Origin of the sequence: Paenibacillus sp. ICGEB2008, assembly GCF_000307675.1 — a bacterium.
GTDB classification, from domain to species: domain Bacteria; phylum Bacillota; class Bacilli; order Paenibacillales; family Paenibacillaceae; genus Paenibacillus; species Paenibacillus polymyxa.
This window is the reverse complement of record NZ_AMQU01000007.1, coordinates 809,839-826,752: the sequence shown is the minus strand read 5'-3', so window position 1 is coordinate 826,752 and position 16,914 is coordinate 809,839. Positions and strand designations below refer to the sequence as shown.

16 protein-coding genes, 2 pseudogenes and 1 riboswitch are annotated in these 16,914 nt (G+C 45.6%); of the genes and pseudogenes, 2 read left to right on the top strand and 16 right to left on the bottom strand.

Annotation, left to right across the window (positions count from 1 at the left end):
* Window positions 1–87: 87 nt before the first annotated feature.
* The 4 genes from mqnC to metA form a co-directional block, all read right to left on the bottom strand.
* The gene (gene mqnC, locus C400_RS0108465; protein WP_016820516.1) at window positions 88–1,221 is read right to left on the bottom strand and encodes a cyclic dehypoxanthinyl futalosine synthase; all 1,134 of its coding nucleotides are present in this window, start codon (window positions 1,219–1,221) and stop codon (window positions 88–90) included.
* A gap of 341 nt (window positions 1,222–1,562) precedes the next feature.
* Entirely contained in the window at window positions 1,563–2,741 is a 1,179-nt protein-coding gene (locus tag C400_RS0108455) for an aminotransferase class I/II-fold pyridoxal phosphate-dependent enzyme (protein WP_017426650.1), read from the bottom strand.
* Window positions 2,738–3,922: a PLP-dependent transferase gene (locus C400_RS0108450; RefSeq protein ID WP_017426649.1), complete on the bottom strand. Its 1,185-nt coding sequence runs from the start codon at window positions 3,920–3,922 to the stop codon at window positions 2,738–2,740. The genes C400_RS0108455 and C400_RS0108450 overlap by 4 nt, the downstream gene beginning before the upstream one ends.
* Before the next feature lie 124 nt (window positions 3,923–4,046).
* Window positions 4,047–4,964 carry a homoserine O-acetyltransferase MetA gene (metA, locus tag C400_RS0108445; protein ID WP_017426648.1) on the bottom strand — a complete coding sequence of 306 codons (918 nt, stop codon included), beginning with the start codon at window positions 4,962–4,964 and terminating at the stop codon, window positions 4,047–4,049.
* Between the two features lie 117 nt (window positions 4,965–5,081).
* Window positions 5,082–5,208: riboswitch (SAM riboswitch) on the bottom strand.
* A gap of 549 nt (window positions 5,209–5,757) precedes the next feature.
* Here metA and corA point away from each other — a divergent pair.
* Window positions 5,758–6,694, top strand: a pseudogene (gene corA / locus C400_RS0108440) (magnesium/cobalt transporter CorA).
* A gap of 121 nt (window positions 6,695–6,815) precedes the next feature.
* Here corA and C400_RS0108435 read toward each other — a convergent pair.
* The 12 genes from C400_RS0108435 to C400_RS0108380 all read right to left on the bottom strand — a co-directional run bounded on the left by C400_RS0108435 (window position 6,816) and on the right by C400_RS0108380 (window position 15,533).
* Complete coding sequence (locus tag C400_RS0108435) at window positions 6,816–7,823, bottom strand: HRDC domain-containing protein (protein WP_017426647.1); 1,008 nt, start codon at window positions 7,821–7,823, stop codon at window positions 6,816–6,818.
* A 164-nt stretch (window positions 7,824–7,987) separates the two neighbouring features.
* Window positions 7,988–8,866 (bottom strand): ROK family protein, encoded by an 879-nt coding sequence (locus tag C400_RS0108430; protein WP_031463162.1) that lies wholly within the window; start codon window positions 8,864–8,866, stop codon window positions 7,988–7,990.
* Between the two features lie 217 nt (window positions 8,867–9,083).
* Window positions 9,084–9,980, bottom strand: a complete 897-nt coding sequence (locus C400_RS0108425; protein WP_017426645.1) for a 5'-3' exonuclease — start codon at window positions 9,978–9,980, stop codon at window positions 9,084–9,086.
* A gap of 72 nt (window positions 9,981–10,052) precedes the next feature.
* Complete coding sequence (locus C400_RS0108420) at window positions 10,053–10,418, bottom strand: arsenate reductase family protein (RefSeq protein WP_017426644.1); 366 nt, start codon at window positions 10,416–10,418, stop codon at window positions 10,053–10,055.
* 42 nt (window positions 10,419–10,460) lie between these two features.
* On the bottom strand, window positions 10,461–11,417 hold the full coding sequence (locus C400_RS0108415) for an RluA family pseudouridine synthase (protein WP_017426643.1): 957 nt from the start codon (window positions 11,415–11,417) through the stop codon (window positions 10,461–10,463).
* A gap of 21 nt (window positions 11,418–11,438) precedes the next feature.
* Window positions 11,439–12,002 (bottom strand): cob(I)yrinic acid a,c-diamide adenosyltransferase, encoded by a 564-nt coding sequence (locus C400_RS0108410; RefSeq protein WP_016820526.1) that lies wholly within the window; start codon window positions 12,000–12,002, stop codon window positions 11,439–11,441.
* A gap of 18 nt (window positions 12,003–12,020) precedes the next feature.
* Complete coding sequence (locus C400_RS0108405) at window positions 12,021–12,590, bottom strand: hypothetical protein (RefSeq protein WP_017426642.1); 570 nt, start codon at window positions 12,588–12,590, stop codon at window positions 12,021–12,023.
* Between the two features lie 100 nt (window positions 12,591–12,690).
* On the bottom strand, window positions 12,691–12,897 hold the full coding sequence (locus C400_RS0108400; RefSeq protein ID WP_016820528.1) for an aspartyl-phosphate phosphatase Spo0E family protein: 207 nt from the start codon (window positions 12,895–12,897) through the stop codon (window positions 12,691–12,693).
* A gap of 115 nt (window positions 12,898–13,012) precedes the next feature.
* Window positions 13,013–14,224 (bottom strand): aminotransferase class I/II-fold pyridoxal phosphate-dependent enzyme, encoded by a 1,212-nt coding sequence (locus C400_RS0108395; protein ID WP_016820529.1) that lies wholly within the window; start codon window positions 14,222–14,224, stop codon window positions 13,013–13,015.
* Between the two features lie 12 nt (window positions 14,225–14,236).
* Window positions 14,237–14,737, bottom strand: a complete 501-nt coding sequence (locus C400_RS0108390; RefSeq protein WP_016820530.1) for an Lrp/AsnC family transcriptional regulator — start codon at window positions 14,735–14,737, stop codon at window positions 14,237–14,239.
* 143 nt (window positions 14,738–14,880) lie between these two features.
* Entirely contained in the window at window positions 14,881–15,264 is a 384-nt protein-coding gene (locus tag C400_RS0108385) for a spore coat protein (protein ID WP_016820531.1), read from the bottom strand.
* Window positions 15,265–15,296: 32 nt separating this feature from the next.
* Window positions 15,297–15,533, bottom strand: a complete 237-nt coding sequence (locus C400_RS0108380; RefSeq protein ID WP_016820532.1) for a hypothetical protein — start codon at window positions 15,531–15,533, stop codon at window positions 15,297–15,299.
* 115 nt (window positions 15,534–15,648) lie between these two features.
* On the opposite strand from C400_RS0108380, the pseudogene C400_RS0108375 reads away from it, so the two are divergent.
* Window positions 15,649–16,888, top strand: a pseudogene (locus C400_RS0108375) (NAD(P)/FAD-dependent oxidoreductase).
* The last annotated feature ends 26 nt before the right edge of the window (window positions 16,889–16,914 follow it).

Here is a 16,914-nt window from a genome sequence, read left to right as displayed (position 1 = left end):
TCCGCACAAAAACGCTTATCTTCACTATCCTTGTACATAGGATAGTGAAAGATAAGCGTTTTGTAATGTACGATATATTAGCTGATATTAATTTTGCATAATAAAGTCATGCTCAATACTGCTGGCACTGTCAAAAGTACGAATAATATCATAACGGGTATTGCGCTGTGCCGGAATGTGACCCGTCTCACGGATCAACTGTAAAATGGATTCGATGTTAACCTTATACGTTGCTCCCGCAGCGGAAACTACATTTTCCTCAATCATGGTGCTGCCAAAATCATCACAACCGTAGTACAGTGATTTTTTACCGATTTCCGGTCCCATCGTTACCCATGAAGACTGGATATGCTTGATGTTATCCAAAACAAGACGACTGATCGCTACAGTCTTCAAATATTCCTCTGGCGTCTGGCGTTCTTTCTTCAAATTCGTGTTGTCTGGTTGGAAGGTCCAAGGAATAAAGGCCAGAAATCCTTCAGAATTATATTTGTTTTCAATGCATTCGTCCTGAGCATCACGGACACGCAGCAAATGCAGCGCACGCTCCTCCATCAGCTCGCCAAATCCGATTACCATGGTAGCCGTTGTGTTCATCCCAACCTTGTGAGCTGTTTGCATGACATCCATCCAATCACGCCAGGAGCCTTTGAGACGGCTAATTTTGCGGCGTGTACGGTCATCCAAAATTTCTCCGCCTCCACCCGGCAGCGAATCCAATCCAGCTTCATGAATGGCTCGGATCGTTTCCTCCATGGATAGGCCGGATTTTTCCTTCATTTTGTGAATTTCAGCTGGTGAGAAGGAGTGCATTGTAATATCTGGAAAACGTTCCTTAATAGCTTTCAGCAAATCGGTATAATAGCTGAACGGCAGGTTTGGATTTACACCGCCTTGCATTAGGATTTCGGTGCCACCTACATCCTGCGTTTCCTTAATTTTTTGGAAAATCACCTCATCCGGCAAAACATAACCTTCATCGGAACCCGGTCTGCGGTAAAATGCGCAAAAGCGGCAGTATACGTCACACACGTTCGTATAGTTAATATTTCGTCCGATGACGAAGGTTTTTATGGGATCGGGATGCATGCGATTCATGACTTTATTCGCCGCATGACCTATTTTTTCAACCTCGTCTGATTCGAACAAAGCAACGGTATCCTCTAAATTCAGGCGTTCGCCGCGTAGGGCTTTATCTAAAATATGGTCGATTACACTCATGGTGTATCCTCCTTCGCTGTCACAGGGCGACGAAATGAAAGACAGGACTTATGAACGAGAATGCTTTCACAAACCTGCGTTCGAACCCTGCCGTAATGTATGTTCATGACTAGCCTTGTATGTTGTCTGTGCTATTTAGCATAGTAAAACCTAATGATAATACTAACATATCTTTTGGTAAGGAACCATACTTAGACTGAAAAGTGCCTTTTTTCACACTGTCTATCATGTCATTCATGTAGAAAACAGCAAGTCTCCTGAATACCGGAAACCTGCTGCTTAGGGCTGTACCTATTTGCTTCCTTCGTATAACGTTGAGATGCTATGGACGTGCTAACGTTCTAGCTCAGCGCCTCATCCAGATCACGGATCAGGTCATCAATGTCCTCCAGACCTACGGAGAAACGAAGTAGTCCGTCTGTAATCCCGCGCTCCAACCGTACACTTTGCGGCATAGCCGCATGTGACATCATTGCTGGGTACGACAAGATACTTTCCACAGCTCCCAGACTCACCGCCACAATGGGAATACGTACGCGACTGAGGACCTCTTTTGCACGTTCACCCGAACCCACATCAAACGATATCACTGCACCATAACCGCTCGATTGACTCTCATGAATCACACGCCCTGGATGATTTTCCAGGCCCGGATAGTATACCGCTTCAATGTCATTGCGCTCGTTTAGCCAATTGGCAAGCTTAGCTGCACTTTTTTCGCTGTGAGCCATACGTGCCTCCAGTGTCTTCATACCACGCATGAGCAGCCAAGACTCTTGCGGTGCCAGCACAGTACCTAATCCATTCTGAAGCTGCTTGATTTGTCTCCCCAACGACTCGGTACGAGCTACCGCAAGCCCTGCCAGTACGTCGCTGTGTCCACCCAAAAACTTGGTCGCACTGTGCAATACAATATCGACTCCCTGCTCAATCGGACGTTGATAATAAGGTGTCATAAAAGTATTATCCAATAACGTCAAAAGTCCATTTTCCCTTGCCCATGAGGTTATTCCAGCTACATTGGTAATTTTGAGGGTCGGATTAGACGGGGTTTCCATATACACAGCCCTTGTATTTTCCTGCAACGCCTCTTTCACAAGGTTGAGATCCGTCATATCAACGAAGGTCGTTTCGATATTCATCCGTTTCAAGATGGAGGTCAGCAGTCGATATGTTCCTCCATATACGTCCTCCGAAACAATGACATGATCACCAGCGGATAAGAGCATAAATGTAGTGGAGATGGCAGCCATACCTGATGCAAAGGCAAAACCGCAAGCTCCGCCTTCTAATAAGGCGATATAATCTTCCAAAGCTTGTCGTGTCGGATTACCTGAACGGCTATAATCATGCTGTGGGGGATTAAAAATATCATGATGGTGAAAGGTCGAAGCTTGATAGATCGGGACACTCGATGCCCCTGTAACACTGTCAATTTCAGAGCCAAAATGCAGCAGCTTGGTTGCGAATTTCCGCCCTTTGTCCAGATCCTCTCCGATCTTCCTCGCATCCTCTATCATTGCTGCTCCCCTCCTTCTACTTCTTGACGTGCCGCTTCCAGTGCCGAACGCAAATCTTCAATCAGGTCATCCGTATGCTCGATACCTACAGAGAAACGAAGCAACCTGTCATCTACCCCGACTGCATCCCGAATTTCTACCGGTATGTCCGCATGTGTCTGCACAGCAGGATAGGTCATTAGCGATTCCACACCGCCTAGACTTTCGGCAAACGCAATAAGCTTAATATGACGAAGCAAAGGCTCCACATAGCGAGCATCCTTTACTTTGAAAGAGAAAATACCCGTGTTTCCGCTGGATTGTTTATTTTGTATCTCACGACCTGGATGGCCCTCAAGCGCCGGGTAATATACTTCCGCCACTGCTGGATGCGTCAGTAAATAATTAGACAACACCGTAGCATTATGCTCATGTCGATCCATACGTAGCGCTAACGTCTTCATCCCCTTCATCAACTGATAGCAGTCGCTTGGGGAAAGCACGGCCCCTATGGAATTGTGCAGGAAGGAAATTTCAGCTGACAGCTCTTTTCCTTTGCTTACAATCAACCCTGCCAGCACATCGTTGTGTCCGCCCAAATATTTGGTTGCGCTATGTACCACAATATCCGCACCTAGTTCCAATGGCCGCTGGAAATATGGTGTTAGCAGCGTATTATCTACAATAGTAAGCAACTCATGTTGTGATGCCCATGCAGCCACTGCCTGAATATCAGTTATCATCATTAACGGATTGGTAGGCGTTTCTATGAATACGGCTTTGGTATTCGGTCGACATGACTGTTGGAGTGCTTCGAGATCGTTTGTATCCACATAAGTTGCGGTCACACCAAATTTGGATAAAATACGCTCTAGCAAACGATAGGTCCCGCCATAAAGATCCAGCGATACAATGAGGTGATCTCCCTGTCCAAACAAAGCAAATACCGTTTGCAGTGCTGCCATACCTGAACTGCAAGCAAAGCCTGCATCACCAGATTCAAGTGCAGCAGCAGCCTCTTCCAGTACCTTTCGCGTGGGATTAATCGTCCGAATGTAATCAAACCCTGTGCTTTGACCCAGACGGGGATGGCGGAACGCCGTAGATTGGTAAATCGGGTAATTAACAGCCCCGGTTACTGGCTCCTCTACTGAACCGATTTGTGCCAATCTGCTTTCGATTTTCCACTGCTTCTCACTCATATGAATCCTCCTGTTCACTTCCATAGTAGGTGCTATAACATATGCTGCAAAAATGGATGTCCAAGACTATACTGCTGCGCTACTGCAAGGTGGTACTGTATAAGGGTAAACTACAAGCCCATTTTTAAATCTGAGGTCCGATATCATAAGGTGTTTCTTGGTATACATAATAGTTAAGCCAATTTGAAAATAATAAATTGGCATGAGCCCGCCAGATCGAGGGCGGTATGCGTCCAGGATCATCATTAGGATAATAATTTTTGGGGACGTCAATATCCAGTCCTTTGGCTATATCGCGATCGTATTCCCATTTCAGCGAAAGTGGGTCATATTCTGAATGCCCTGTTACAAAAATTTGTTTACCATCAAGCGTGGCTACCAGGTACACTCCAGCTTCCTCGGATTCGGATAAAACTTCTAATTCGGCAATATGGTCAATATCTTCCCGCCGAACCTCGGTATGCCGAGAGTGGGGAGCATAAAACAGTTCATCAAAGCCGCGTAGCAGTTTCACTTTAGGTTTAATAACGGTGTGTGGGAATACCCCAAAGCATTTGGTGTCGAGCCCGTATTTCGGAACATTGAAATGATGGTATAAGCCTGCCTGTGAGGCCCAACAGATATGCATGGTCGAAGTAACATTTGTTTTCGTCCACTCAAAGATTTGCCGGATCTCCTGCCAGTAGGTCACATCCTCAAACTCAAGTTGTTCTACGGGGGCTCCTGTAATAATCATGCCGTCAAAACGACTGTTCTTGATCTCATCAAACGTTTTATAAAACATGTTCAAATATTCTTGCGATGTATTTTTAGATACATGTGACTTCATATGCACCAACGTGACATCCACTTGTAACGGCGTATTGCCGACCAGACGCAACAGTTGGGTTTCCGTTGTTTCCTTCGTAGGCATCAAATTCAAAATGGCGATGCGCAACGGACGAATATCCTGATGATAAGCCAGGCTTTCGTCCATTACGAAAATATTTTCGCCCTCCAGTACTTCCTTAGCAGGCAGTGTATCTGGAATTTTAATCGGCATGTAAACTCACTCCTTGATCGGTAAGTTGTGCGAAAATCGTCTGGTAGAGATGCCGGGCATATAATAAAAAGACCTTTCTCGGTTAGAGAAAGGTCATATTTGTATCCATATGCGCCTCTCTCATCTGTCAGGGCTACGCTTCTTTGTACAAAGCGCGAGTCCTGCAAGAATTAGCACCGTGCGATAAAAATCGCCGGTTGCCGGGTATCATCGGGCTAGTCCCTCCACCTGCTCTTGATAAGATTTCGCTATATTCATTTTGGGTTCACAAAGTTCTTGTTGTTCACTTTAATGCATCGGCTGGGCTTCGTCAAGATGGACTTGTAAATTTGTGCCCTGCATTCACATTTTGTCTACCTTTTCCATAGGTTAAATCATATGCCCCCTTTCGCAGAAGCTCATATGACTGCTGTTGATTTAGCCCATGATTTTGCCCTTGAAAGGCCGTAGGCCGAGCGTTATACTATACAAGTGCTAATAGGCAAAAATACGGTGCAACAGTGTAGATTAGAGTGTTTTCTTCGATACTGTGGCAACCTAAAAAAGAACATTTGTGAGGTGAATCCGGAATGGAAGGCGACCCGAGTCCGAATAGGCGGCGATCCCTGAACAACAGCATAGGAATGACTTCAGCTTGCCGAAAGACGGGACGCCAGGCTCCGCATGCTCCAAAAGCCTTCTGCTTTTGATGGTATGCACGCTTACCTGCACCGGCTAACTGGCTAACTGAGTCCATTCCTTATGCTTAAGGTAAACGTATTTCCGTTACGACGGAGCATAAGGAGTGACATATATGAAAATCCGTTTGGTTAACAACGGGGTTTTTACCCCTGTCGAAGAAATTGAAATGGCGCTCACTGCACCGGCAGAAGGCTTTTATTGGATTGATGCCGATGTCGAGGATCTGACAGTGCTTCAGCCCTTATTTTCTATGCATGATCTTGCAGTAGAAGACTGTTTGAGTGAAGAAGAACAGCGTCCAAAGATTGAAATTTATGAAAGCCATTATTTTATCGTTGTAAATAGTATTCGTTTTGATGATGAAGAAATATTTTTGCGTGCTTTGAACATTTTTCTCGGCCGCCATTTTATCATTACGGTGACCAAGCAGAAAATCAATGAGCTTCGTACTCTCAAGCCTATGCTGTGGGAGCAGGAAGTTAGCCAGCCTGACCGTTTTATGTATCTGTTGGTCGATTTGATCGTTGATAACTATTTTCTGGTTGGTGACCGGATTGAAGTTCGTATTGAAAAGCTGGAAGAAGACATTCTAATGCATACGAAAAAGTCGCACTTGAACGAAATCATCGGATTGCGCAGTGAGATTCTATGGCTAAAAAAAAGTGCTCGGCCCGCAAAAGGAAGTCATCAATACCCTGAACAAACGGGATTTGCGGCTTATCGACGATCAACTACAAAAATATTTTAGCGACATTTATGAAAATGCTGTGAAAATTTCGGAGACTTTCGAAACTTATCGCGACTTGATGGGGAACCTTAGAGAAGCTTATCAGTCAAGTATCGCCAACCGTGCTAATGAAATCATGCGTGTGTTTACCGCCATTACAACCGTATTTATGCCGTTGACGGTCATTACCGGAATATATGGGATGAACTTTGATAATATGCCTGAGCTTCATACACGTTATGGTTATTTTGTCGTCATTGGGATTATGGTGGCACTAGGTGTCAGTATGTTCTGTATTTTCCGCAAGAAGGATTGGGTTTGAATTATTTGGTTTTCAAGCTTGGTCATCAAAAGCAGCAGCCGAGTCCTATGAGGAACTCGCTGCTGCTTTTTTTTATGCTGCACCTTATTTGTACTTTAGGACACTTTCAATCGTCTCTATATTATCCAACATGTCGGTCAGGTACCTCCTGATGGCGGAACCGTATACGAATCAGTCGCAGTCGCTCATAAATTTGATCCAGCCCTGCTTCCGTCGCTTTTTCTTCTCCATACACTTTTAGCATAATGGGCTTGAGCAGCGTATCTCCCAACTCTGCATAAGCAGACCAGATGGCTGCCTGCTCCTCCTCTGATACATGTGCCAATTCCTTGCGGATCAGCTTCTCCATATCCATTCCATCCCTATCCAAATGCTCCACAGCTTCAATCATTTCTCGACGGTGCAAGCCTGTCTTCATTCCGATATGCTCCAGTGAAAGACCGTCCGAAATGCCTTCGATAATCGCTCTAGTCAGGCTAAACTTATTCAGTTCCTGTCTGTACTGGTTTTCTTTTTGCTTGTACAGCCATGACAAAAAAACTTCTTCTTCAAGTATCTCTGTTACCCAGTTCAGCGGAAAGGGCGTGGTCCGATCATTTTGTTTCGTTATAGCCAATAGCTCCGTCCCATATTGCGACACCTTACCCAGGCCCATACCAGGTAGTTCTAACAATTCTTCTTCGGTATGAGGAAGATAGACGCTGATGAGTCGAAGTAGTCGATTCGTAGCGATAAAATAAGGTGCTTTTCGCTCAGTTGCTGCCTTTTGCCGTCTCCACATTGTTAATTGTTCATACACCTCATCACGCGGAAACAAATCACTATAGCAATACAGCTTTTGTAGCGTTTGTCCACGTCCTGATGATCCTTCTTGCTCATGAAAAACGCCATGAATTAGAGGCCTGTAGCCCTCAGCCATCTTGAGTGCCAGCTCATGACGGTATACATGCAGTAATTCCTGCCACAAACTGCCTTCATACCAAAGGTCGTCTATACTTTCATCTGGTACATGATGTGTGCTCCAGCCTGCACTCCATCCCCCTTCATGTTGTCCGATCCATACCTGCGCAAACTCCTCACAGCCCTGTTCATTCCGTTTGGACAAGCGATTTAAAAATACAATCTCCATGGTTCTTCCTCCCTCATAAGGTTAAAATGACTGACTCGCACAATACACAACGCAAAAAAAGCACCTATCCTGCGTATTCGCAAGAAAGGTGCTTCCCTTTTTGATCCGTACTATGCTGTTGCCTATATGATAACCGGACCTCGGAATACCGTCAACCATAAATTCTAAGAATTCAGCTTTTCCTTGGCCAAAGCCAGAGCACCGCACAATCCAGCATTGTCACCCAAGCCCGGAGATACGATATATTGCTCAATTTCTGTAGTCAGACTCGGATGCTGTACGTACCCATTTAAAAGTTGTTGAAGCTTGGTACGAATGAGCGGGAACAATTGATCCTGCTTCATGACTCCGCCGCCCATAATAATTTTTTGCGGTGACAGGATTAATACATAGCTCATTAAAGCCTGTGCCAGATAATGGGCCTCCATTTCCCAAGCCGGGTGATCCACAGAAAGCTCATGCCCTTTAACCTTCCATCTTTTTTCGAGTGCTGGCCCCGCTGCCAGTCCTTCCAGACAATCTCCATGATATGGACATGTGCCCTCATAGTGATCTTCTGGATGACGACGTACCAAAATATGTCCCATTTCCGGGTGGGATAATCCATGTACCAGCTTTCCGCCAACCAAAGCACCCGCTCCGATGCCTGTACCTATTGTAATATACAGACAGTTGTCCAATCCTTTAGCCGCACCCCAAATGGACTCACCCAGTGCTGCTCCATTCACATCCGTGTCAAACCCCATAGGTACATCGAAATGCTCCTTCAGTTTGCCAATCAGATTATAATTTCCCCAATGCGGCTTTGGCGTTGTTGTAATATAACCATATGTATCACTGCCTTCGATAGGATCAATCGGTCCGAAAGAGCCTACGCCCAGCGCTTCAATCCCCTTGCCTTCAAAAAATGCAATGACATTCTCCATGGTTTCTGCTGGAGTCGTTGTTGGAAAGCTTGCTCTTTCCAATACCTCTCCTCGTTCATTTCCAATTCCACATACAAATTTGGTACCGCCTGCCTCAATTGCTCCCAATACTGTCATAGCTGCTGTAATCCCCTCTCCATGATCTCTCTCCATTATATTCACCTGAAACGAGCCTAAGGTCAATCCCCTTATCACAATTGTATAAAATCCTTCACATGGTTATATATCTAAGCTGAGTTAGTTGTATACAAATAAGGACACTAACGCACCAAGCGCCAGCATCCCTATATAACTTAGTCCACCTGAAATGCACAGCACAAGCCTAACAGCTTCATTATGATCCGGTTGCGACACCCATCAACGTACACAAGCTCTTCATTTCAAGCTGCTCAAACTTATCGACAATTTGCACGTGATCCAGCGTCAACAGACAGCTGTCTAAAGCACACGCAACAGGCACATCACAGTGAATCTTAGCAAGTTTGCGTGAAAGATGCAGCATATCCAAATCACTCTCGATCTTTTTACGAACCGATGGAGTCAATTGATCCAGATTTTCCAGAATGCCTTCAATGGAGTCGTACTCCTGCACCAGCTTGAGGGCAGTTTTCTCACCGATTCCGCGTACTCCCGGGTAATTGTCACTTGCATCACCCATCAAGCCTTTGAGGTCGACCACTTGGCGCGGCTTAAGCCCTTTTTCTGACAGCAGGGTCTCCGGGGTATATACCATATAATTTCCATGCCCTTTTTTCATAATAATGACCCGTGTCCGCTCATCTACCAATTGAAGTAAATCATGATCTCCCGAGAGAATCATGACATCCATATCCTCATTTTGCGAATAATGACGTGCGAGCGTACCGATACAATCATCCGCTTCAAAGCCTTCCGCCCCAATGTTGGGAATGCCGAGGCTGTCCGTCACTTCACGGATCAAAGTAAATTGAGGAATCAAATCATCTGGCGCGTCGGCACGGTTGCCCTTATACGCAGCAAAATGTTCCCCACGGAATGTCGTTCCACCCATATCCCAGCAGCAAATGACATGTGTAGGATTAAAGGTTTGAACTGCATCCCAAAAATATCGAATAAAACCATATATGGCGTTCGTTGGTACTCCAGCTTTTGTACGACGGATATAACCGTTTGCAGCGGTTGCATAATAAGCACGAAAAAGCAGGGCCATGCCGTCAACCAGCATTACGGATTGTTCATTGCGTTGTGTCACAGATTGTATTGCTCCCATTCATCATAATATTTAACCCTCACAGTATAACATAATGTGGGGGTAAATTGGGCTTTACTGAGCTCCCCATGTCCCCTCAAATGTTTCCTCTTTGAATCCTACCGTTACTTTATTCCCGTCAGTTACAATCGGGCGTTTAATTAATCTTCCATTCGAGGACAAAAGCGAAATTTGCTCTTCACGGCTCATGTCTCCAAGCTTATCTTTCAGCTTTAACTCTTTGTATACTTCACCGCTCGTATTGAAAAACTTTTTCAGTTCCAGCCCGCTTTTTTTAATCAAGTCTTCCAATTCCCCCGGGCCGGGCGGTTGTTCAAAAATAGGAATCAGTTCCGTCTCATGCCCCTTGTTTTGCAGCCATTTCACTGCATTACGACAGGTGCTGCATTTAGAATACTGGTATACTTTCAGTTGGCTCATCGCTAGATTAACCTCCATTTGGTTTCAATCTTTGTTGAATATTTATTCTGGATATTGAGCCCTTAACAGCTCTTGCATTCCGATCATATCATCCGGTAGAGGAGCACAAAACGTCATTCGCTCCCCGGTCACAGGGTGCACCAAGGATAATTCTGAAGCATGCAGGGCTTGTCGAGGCATCTTGGCATCAAGCTGATCATATCGCTCACGTTGCACAGCGTCATCGGGTGTAATCCGGTACATTTTGTCTCCGATCAACGGGCATCCGATATATGTCATGTGAACCCGAATTTGGTGCGTACGTCCGGATTCCAATTTTAGACCGATGCGGCTTCCTTCGCTCCATACTTCCTCCAGCTTATATAGCGTAAGGGCAGGATAACCATCTGGAGTCACCATACGCAAATGCGGATTATCCGGGTTGCGGTCAATCGGTCCGTCCACCCTGCCTTCCTGCTGCTCAGGGCGCCCATGCACTAAAGCTGTATAGCGCTTGTCCACCGTTCCCGCAATCATCTGTTCGGAAATATGCTGGTGTACATACGGATTTTTAGCTACAACCAGCACGCCGGTCGTCTCCTGATCAAGACGATGAACAGGACGAAACCGAAACAGTTCTCCCTTGGTCTGCCAATAATGCACAACCCCGTTCGCCAGCGTTCCTGTGTAATGACCGTGAGTCGGATGGACAATCATCCCCGCCGCCTTGTTCACTACTAACAGATGTTCATCCTCAAACAAAATCTCAAAAGGAATGGGTTCCGGTAAAATATCATCGGAACGCTCGCGCTCCATGCGGATCTCTACTCGATCCCCGGACTTCACCTTTACACTGATATACACACGTATCCCGTTCAGCAAGATCCCCTGTTCGGTCAGCTTGAGTTTGGATATGAGCTTGCGAGAAATGTTCATACGTTTTTGTAGAATGGTCTTCAGCAGCATGCCCTCCTCTTCAGGAGAGATCATATATACGATAGGTTCATAGTACAAGCTCATCACAAATTCCTGATTGCCTCCTTATTTGCGGAACACTTTTTTGCTGCGAACATATTCGACATCAGGTACACCCTGACGTACATTCGCAGTGCGAGCCACAACAAAGAAATAATCGGACAGGCGGTTCAAATACCGACGTACCGCAGGATTGATATCTGTGTGCTTACCTAGTGTAACAGCACGGCGTTCCGCACGTCGGCAAACCGTGCGGCAAACATGAAGCGTCGAAGATAATGTACTGCCTCCCGGGATAATAAAGCGCTCCACCTTCGGGTTTTCCTCCTGGCATGCATCAATCCAGCCTTCCAGCCGCTCTGCCAGCTCGTCTTTGACCTTATATTTACTTTCACTGATTTTAACAAACGCCAAATCTGAACCACAATCGAACAGCTCCTGCTGTATTTCCTCCAATTGAGTCCGAATGTCCGCAAACTTTTCCCCTTCGGCAAAGCTGATCGCTTGTCCTACAAAGCTGTTCAGCTCGTCAATGGTACCGTACGCCTCCACACGGTCGTCATCTTTAGACACTCGACCGCCGATCACAGAAGTTTGACCTTCATCACCTGTTCTGGTATAAATCCCCATACTTTTTCATCCCCTTTATCATTCTGTGAGTGCTTTCAGCACCTTGATGGCTTCTTCCTTATTGCTTGTGCGTGGCGGTACGGTAGCAAATAATGTGTTTGAGTTATATTTTAGGTCCTTAAACATCTTCATCTGCTCCACCGGAATTCCGAACAAATGAGTTTCCTTGATGACATCCGTTCCTTCTTCCCCTTGCTCCTTTTTCTTAAATACGCCGCCTTCGAATACACCCCGGACATATGTCTTCTTGTCAAAGGCATCATCTAAGGGTAGATTCGAACCATTTTGTCCATACAACTTCATGTCCTCTTCCGGCAAAAGAAACAAATCATGTTCTCCGGCCGCATATTCTACGACCAGCTTCTGCTGATTATACAGTGGGCTGACTGAAATCTCGATTGTCGGAGCCTGTTCGCCCAGCTTATCCTTAAGCTTTTGTGCCAGCTCGTCACGAATGACTGAAGCATCCCCTTTATCCATAATAAATATGGAGAAGCTGTCCTTGTCTCGCCCCCCACATCCAGCCAATAGTACAAGTGCTATGATTCCGATGATCCATGGCGATAGCCTTTTTAGCCCTGCTTTCATCTGTACGCCCCCTCTTCCATGCCACTAATATATCATAAGTTGTGAACGCAAAAAAAGAAGGCCCTGCGGCCTTCTTCGTAGCTATGGTGACTTCACACAGTTACACTCTGCATTCCGTACCGTACAGCTTCATGTATTCATTGATTTTCAAATCTAGTTTGCAGCTAATCTCGATGACAAGATCAGAGGTCAAGGACTGCTCTTCCTGAAACGTCCGCATCATCTCATTGCGCAGGAACAAAATTTCATCTTCCAGGGAAATGTCGTATCCTATTGAACTCGGCGAATTATATCCAACATATGACATGAGCACTCCTCCTGTAATTGAAAAATTGAACTTCCTGCTTCCGATTTCAAATTATAGCATAGAAATTTAGAAATAAAAGACTATTTTCTATGAATTACCCATAAAAAAAATAAATTTAACCTTCTTTTTTCACTTTTTCTACAAAATGACCAATTCGATCCAAAGCTTCCGTAAGCTGAGTGACAGAAGTCGCGTATGAGCAACGAAGATACCCTTCGCCTCCCAAACCAAACACATTGCCCGGTACAGCCGCAACTTTGGCCTCTGCCAGTAGGCGCTGTGCAAATTCATCCGAGCTGAGGCCTGTGCTTTGAATACTCGGGAAAACGTAAAAAGCCCCTCTTGGCTCGTGGCATTCCAGACCAATGTCACGGAATCCCTCAACCATCAGACGACGACGCTGATTATAGGCTTCTACCATTCGATCTTTTTCACCCATACCATTTCGCAAGCCTTCCAAGGCTGCAACTTGGCCCATAGAGGGCGCACACATGACGGTGTACTGATGGATTTTGAGCATAGCAGCAATCAAATCAGGATGCCCGCAAGTATATCCAATACGCCAGCCAGTCATAGCGAAGGCTTTGGAAAAACCACTGACGAGAATCGTACGATCCATCATACCTGGTACCGAAGCAAAGCTGACGTGCTTATCGCCATAATTCAATTCGGCATAGATTTCATCAGAGATGACGATCAAATCATGTTTTTCCACGATTTCTGCAATCGGAAGCCAATCTTCATAAGTCATCGTAGCACCGGTCGGGTTGCTCGGATAGCATAAAATTAGCACCTTGGATTTAGGTGTAATTTTGGCCTCCAGCGCCTCAGCCGTCAGCTTAAACTCGTCCTTGGCAAACGTTTCAATGCCGACCGGAATCCCGCCTCCAATCGAAGTGATTGGAGAATAGGAGATGTAACACGGCTCAGGCACAAGAATTTCATCACCAGGTACAATTAAGGCGCGCAACGCAAGATCAATCGCCTCGCTACCTCCAACTGTTACGATAATCTCATTTTTAGGATCATAGCGGACGTCAAATTGCTCATTCAGATACTCACTAATCGCTTCACGCAGTTCTGGCGTTCCCGCATTAGATGTATAGCTGGTGAAGCCTCGCTCCAATGAATAGACACAGGCTTCCCGCATGTGCCAAGGGGTTGTAAAATCGGGTTCGCCTACCCCCAGGGTAATAATGTCCTTGTTACCACCCACCAGGTCAAAAAACTTACGAATACCCGATGATGGGATCTCGCGTACCAATGGGGATAAATAAGAACTCATGGCTTTGTTGCTGTCGGTAAATGCTTCTGTTTTGAGATTCATCATGATCTTCCTTTACGGCGAAATCATCAGACGATTATCTTCCTCATGGTCCTCAAAGATAATTCCGTCCTGCTTGTATTTTTTAAGCGTAAAATTAGTCTTGGTAGACAAAACCGAGTCAATAGGCGACAGTTTCTCCGACACAAAATTAGCGACTTCACGGAGGTTTCGGCCCTCCACCTCTACCAGCAAGTCATATGCTCCGGACATGAGATAAACAGATTTAACTTGCGGATACAAATAAATCCGCTCTGCAATCCCTTCAAATCCTCTTCCACGCTCAGGTGTAATCTGTACTTCAATCAAAGCGGTAACCTTTTCGTCATCAACTTTGTCCCAATTGACTACAGCGGCGTACTTGACAATCACATGTTGATCTTCGAGCTCTTTAATTGAGGTGCGTACATCCTGCTCGTCAACCCCCAGCAAAGTAGCCAACAAAGTCGGTGTTCTTCTTGCATCTTCTTTTAACAATTCCAGTACTTTTAATTTCAATTCATTCAGCTCTGTCATTCTACATAAGGCCTCCATCGAAAGAGATTACTATACATCATACAATACGCACTTTAAACCTGCAAAGAAAAACCGTCCTCTCCGGTAAACCCGGCAGACGGACGGCTGTTATGGGAAATTGCTTCAAAAACGGAAAATCCCGTTTACATATAATAAGGGTTACTTTGGTGAGTAGACTGGCCTTGATGCATAGGCTGGCCATATGCTCTGGCGGATGATGACTTCTGCTGAATGAACTGTTGGCATTCCTGTTGGGTCTTGCGAGCTTCTTGAATCTGTTTGTCCAAATCAATGCGCAGTGCTTTCGTTGGGGCGGCGTACATATTGTTCTGGCTCATTAGATGATACAAATCACCTTGCATACGCAATGTATCATTCGTAAGGTCGGTGAACATCTGACGCACAGACGGACAATTGGATTCTGTCGTCGCTGTTGTGTACTCGCGTACTGTACGTTTCATATCAGCAAGAATGCTATAGAGCAAATCTTCTTCGGGCATAAATGACATATTGTTTTGTGAATACATCCTGTCAAACCTCCTTTGTTTGGTAATCCAAATTACTGCTGCGGTTGCATTGGAGCAAGCTGCTGATGCTGTTGAAGAGCATTGAAAAGTACATTCAAGTGGTGCTCATGAGTTTTCGCCAGTTGCAAACAGGCTTGTTGAATGGCAGGCTGCTGAATAGACGCTGCTGTCGCCGCACATTGTTTTAACAGGAGTTCCTCATTGGAAATGGAGTCAACGATGTACTCCAGTTCTTTGCCTGACAAGGGTTGCATGTTCATAGATTGCATAGTCTTTTTGTCCCTCCTTAAATGTTTTGTTGCACGCTGGTTATCTTGTCCGTTTGGCGAAATACTATGTACACATAAGAGATACTACATATTGCCTATGGGGAGTGCTATTTATATGGAATTAATAAGCGGGAATACGTATTGGCCGAGTACCTTGGAGCAAACGCTGGATTTTCCTCCTTTAGCTGAGGATATAAATTGTGATGTACTAATCATCGGCGGCGGGATGGGCGGATCCATCTGCTCCCGGTTATTAGGAGAACGACAGGTTGACACTGTACTTATTGACAAGCGAAGGCTGGTACATGGAAGTTCTTCAGCCAATACTGGATTGCTGCAATATAGCAATGACAAGACTTTAACCTCTTTTATTAACACGTTTGGCGAGACCAACGGCGTACTGTTTTACCGTATGTGTAGGGATGCTCTGAATCAGCTAGATCAACTGGCTGCCACACTGGACAGAGACCCTTCCTTTATTCGCCGCAGCAGCCTGTACTACGCAAGTACTGCAGAGGATGTGCAGGTGCTGCAGGAAGAATATAAACAGTTAACCCGTTTTGGATTTCCAGTGGAATACTGGGATGAGCAACAGGTTGCTGCCCGATTTCCATTTCGAAAACCAGCAGCCTTGTATACGCACGAAGATGCCGAGGTTAATCCATTTTTGTTTGCCCAGGGACTGCTGCAATCTGCCAGCCGTCTCGGTGTTCGCTTATATGAGCATACAGAAGCTAAGCATTTTGAATTCAAAGAAAATGAGGTCGTTTGTCATGCCAATGGCCGGATGATCCGTGCAAAAAAAAGTTGTTTTTGCAACAGGTTATGAAACACAAGAGATTAAAACAGATCGCGGAGCCGTGCTAGAAAGCTCTTACGCTATCGCCACCAATCCAATCGGAGAGGCGCCTTTATGGCATGAACAGTGTCTGATCTGGGAAACTGCTCGTCCTTATCTATATATGCGCTCAACACAGGAAGGGCGCATCATCATTGGTGGTTTGGATGAACCTGTACTGGACTCCAAGCAACGTGAAATCAGGCTGTTGCACCAACAGCACAAGCTGCTGCAAGCACTACAGAGACATTTTCCCGGTGTCCCCTTTCAAATCGATTATGCTTGGGCGGCTGTATTCGGCTCTTCTCACGACGGCTTGCCGTATATTGGTCCACATCCGCGTTTTCCTAACTGCTACTTTTTGGAGGGTTACGGGGGAAATGGGACGGTTACGAGCATGGTGGCCGCACAGCTATTGGCTGATGAACTGACGGGCACACACCGACCTGAAATGGAGCTTTTTTCTCTGACCCGTCCCACCAAACCCTCGCCTGAGACAACAGAACCGATGATTTGAATGTGATACAAAAAGACCTCCTTTTC

Excerpts from the sequence above, each read along its gene's own strand:
- C400_RS0108435 (WP_017426647.1), bottom strand. The coding sequence starts at position 7,823 with ATGGAGATTGTATTTTTAAATCGCTTGTCCAAACGGAATGAACAGGGC.
- C400_RS0108430 (WP_031463162.1), bottom strand. The coding sequence starts at position 8,866 with ATGACAGTATTGGGAGCAATTGAGGCAGGCGGTACCAAATTTGTATGT.
- C400_RS0108380 (WP_016820532.1), bottom strand. The coding sequence starts at position 15,533 with ATGCAATCTATGAACATGCAACCCTTGTCAGGCAAAGAACTGGAGTAC.
- mqnC (WP_016820516.1), bottom strand. The coding sequence starts at position 1,221 with ATGAGTGTAATCGACCATATTTTAGATAAAGCCCTACGCGGCGAACGC.
- C400_RS0108385 (WP_016820531.1), bottom strand. The coding sequence starts at position 15,264 with ATGTATTCACAAAACAATATGTCATTTATGCCCGAAGAAGATTTGCTC.
- C400_RS0108420 (WP_017426644.1), bottom strand. The coding sequence starts at position 10,418 with ATGAGCCAACTGAAAGTATACCAGTATTCTAAATGCAGCACCTGTCGT.
- C400_RS0108410 (WP_016820526.1), bottom strand. The coding sequence starts at position 12,002 with ATGGGGATTTATACCAGAACAGGTGATGAAGGTCAAACTTCTGTGATC.
- C400_RS0108455 (WP_017426650.1), bottom strand. The coding sequence starts at position 2,741 with ATGATAGAGGATGCGAGGAAGATCGGAGAGGATCTGGACAAAGGGCGG.
- metA (WP_017426648.1), bottom strand. The coding sequence starts at position 4,964 with ATGCCGATTAAAATTCCAGATACACTGCCTGCTAAGGAAGTACTGGAG.
- C400_RS0108400 (WP_016820528.1), bottom strand. The coding sequence starts at position 12,897 with ATGTCATATGTTGGATATAATTCGCCGAGTTCAATAGGATACGACATT.
- C400_RS0108395 (WP_016820529.1), bottom strand. The coding sequence starts at position 14,224 with ATGAATCTCAAAACAGAAGCATTTACCGACAGCAACAAAGCCATGAGT.
- C400_RS0108415 (WP_017426643.1), bottom strand. The coding sequence starts at position 11,417 with ATGAGCTTGTACTATGAACCTATCGTATATATGATCTCTCCTGAAGAG.
- C400_RS0108405 (WP_017426642.1), bottom strand. The coding sequence starts at position 12,590 with ATGAAAGCAGGGCTAAAAAGGCTATCGCCATGGATCATCGGAATCATA.
- C400_RS0108390 (WP_016820530.1), bottom strand. The coding sequence starts at position 14,737 with ATGACAGAGCTGAATGAATTGAAATTAAAAGTACTGGAATTGTTAAAA.
- C400_RS0108450 (WP_017426649.1), bottom strand. The coding sequence starts at position 3,922 with ATGAGTGAGAAGCAGTGGAAAATCGAAAGCAGATTGGCACAAATCGGT.